General features: G+C 39.8%; 2 protein-coding genes. Both read right to left on the bottom strand.

Annotated elements, in window-relative coordinates:
- Positions 1-87: 87 nt before the first annotated feature.
- Entirely contained in the window at positions 88-891 is an 804-nt protein-coding gene (locus LVD51_RS19920; RefSeq protein ID WP_236973138.1) for an SDR family NAD(P)-dependent oxidoreductase, read from the bottom strand.
- A gap of 3 nt (positions 892-894) precedes the next feature.
- Positions 895-1,899, bottom strand: a complete 1,005-nt coding sequence (locus LVD51_RS19915; protein WP_236973137.1) for a Gfo/Idh/MocA family protein — start codon at positions 1,897-1,899, stop codon at positions 895-897.
- Positions 1,900-2,520: the final 621 nt, after the last annotated feature.

The following is a 2,520-nucleotide window of genomic DNA, read 5'->3' as shown; positions in this document are numbered from 1 at the left end:
TTATTCATTTACTTCTTTTAAAGCAAATTTATAGTCTTTTTATACCCTGATCAATACGTAGTTAGTTGATGGCTTACAAGTATGTTACTATTTCCAAATACTGAACCCACCATCTACGACTATATTTTGGCCGGTGACATAGTCTGAAGCTTGAGAGGCCAGGAAGAGGGCAACGCCCTTGATATCTTGACCCATTTTTCCCATCCTGCCCAGTGCAGTCGCTCGATTATAGGCATTGACAAATTCTTGAGGTAAACTAGCGCCCTGAAACCCACCTGGTGATATACAATTGACACAGATACCATAGGGCGCCATATAGGCGGCAAGATCTCGAGTCATTCCGATGATCCCGGCCTTGGCGGCGGCGTAATCAATGGGTTGTTCAGATTTTTGGTTGTCGCGGTACATACTTCGATCTCTGCCCACCATGCCTGCAATAGACCCGATGTTAATGATTTTCCCAGATTGCTGACCCGCCATAATTTTCCCTATTTCTTGAGAACAGAACAGTGGACCGATTAGATTGGTGTGTATCATGTTGACCATGTCATTGGGAGCGCGTTTAAACAGATCGCCTTCACTGGCTCCTGACCCTCCACCCGCATTGTTGATAAGGATGTCAATGTGGCCTTTCCACTGTTGGGCTTGCGCAGCCATATTTTTTACCTCCTCGTGAAAACATTGGTCTAGCTGTAGGGTAAGAACATCAATACCATATTGGTTTCTCAGATTTTGGGCGGGCTCTACTAACTTTTCTTTAAAACGAGAAGTAATCACTAAATGGCATCCTGCATTGGCGAGTTCGCAAGCCATATCGTAACCCAATCCACTGGCTCCACCGGTGATGACAGCGACCTGGTCTTTTAAATTAAATAAATCAATGTTTGGCATAAGTTAGATGTTTTCAATGAGGTTAATATCTTCTATTTTATTTTGTGCAGCTTCTATCACCCTTAGGGATTTACATCCTTCGATTATATCACAGGAAATTGCTGTGTCGTTGACTATGGACTGAAGAAAGTCTAGGTCTTCGTCGATAAACATATCATTGCGTTTTGTTTTTCCTGTCCGATGTTCCCAGTCTTCTTTAGTTGAGTCGTAAATAGAAATGGTGTATTCTTCCCAAGAAGTAAAATCAATGATTAGTACGCCTTGACTGCCGATCAATTCCATGTTTCTTCGACGAGGTATTTGAAAGAAATCCAGGTGGATGGTGGCCGTGCATCGATCTTCAAAACGGAGTAGAAATTCCACCGTGTCTGGTGCTTCAATATCGATATCGCTAAAGCTGCCATAGACTGAAAATACTTGTTTTACAGGTTGATTGGCAAACCACAACGCCAGGTCTAAGTCGTGCATCAATTCGAAAGCCCCAGAATATTTAGCGTAATACATGGATTTGTACTCAGGGTGGACGGCTGGAAAGTGTTCCCCAACCAGTGATCGAATAGAAACCAACCTACCGATCCTTCCGGATTCAAATATATCTTTAGCTTTTCTGATGCCTTCATGGTATCGAGTACATAGCCCGATCATCACTTTTTTGTTTTTAATCTTGGCGAGGTTGGCCAGTTCATCAATCCCCTCCATGGTCAGGGAGATTGGTTTTTCGATAAAAACATGGCAATCGGCTTCTATGGCCTGTATAGCCATAGGAACATGTAGGCGAGTAGGAGTCATAACAAATACTGCATCGACCAATGCTAGACCGGCTTCATAGGTGTCTACTTTTTTAAGATGGGGCAGTTCATCGATTAATTCCTCGGTATTTTGGGAATTGGGGTCAAAAATATAGATTTCTTCTACGCCGAGAAAGGAGAGGACTCTTGCATGGCGCTTGCCAATGGATCCGCAACCTGCCAATAGTAATTTTAGTTTTTTCCAGTCTTGATTCATCATTGTAACCTTAGGGTAAATGTATGTTTTTTGGTCAACTCCTGTTCAGCTATTCTCCAGTATTGGGAATCCTGACTATGAGTGAAGAGCCGGATTGCAATTTAATGAAAAATACGGATAGCCTTTATAGTTGAGGGCTGTTGAAATTAGAAACTGTGATTTAGTAAAAGATTGAACATCGGGATGTTTTTGTATGTGTGTTTGGTTGTTTTGGGTGTTTGTGGAGTATTGTGTTGTAATGTCGTTGTTGTATTGTTAATATATATTGAATATGTCATGTAATTTAATGGAAAAATCTGTTGTTTAACGAAAAGGTATATAGTTTTGTAAGTGGTATTCCTACAATTAGAAATAATGTTGGAGGTTCCAGACAAGGAGAAATTCCTATAAATATTGACGAAGTATACTTGACAGGGAGTAATATTATTTTTCTAATAGAACAAAGTCGATTATGAAAAATTAACTACCATAATAGGCACAAAATCTTGCGTCTCAGCAAATGATGATTTCTGAAATGATAAATCTATATTTTATATAATTTATCTTTTATCCAATGTAATGGATTATTAATAATATATGCTGATATTTTGTGATAGGATTTTTCATTTCGGATAATATGGTCAT

The organism is Membranihabitans marinus, from assembly GCF_021729155.1.
Lineage (GTDB): Bacteria > Bacteroidota > Bacteroidia > Chitinophagales > Saprospiraceae > Membranihabitans > Membranihabitans marinus.
This window is presented reverse-complemented; position numbering and strand designations above follow the sequence as displayed.

Excerpts from the sequence above, each read along its gene's own strand:
- LVD51_RS19920 (WP_236973138.1), bottom strand. The coding sequence starts at position 891 with ATGCCAAACATTGATTTATTTAATTTAAAAGACCAGGTCGCTGTCATC.
- LVD51_RS19915 (WP_236973137.1), bottom strand. The coding sequence starts at position 1,899 with ATGATGAATCAAGACTGGAAAAAACTAAAATTACTATTGGCAGGTTGC.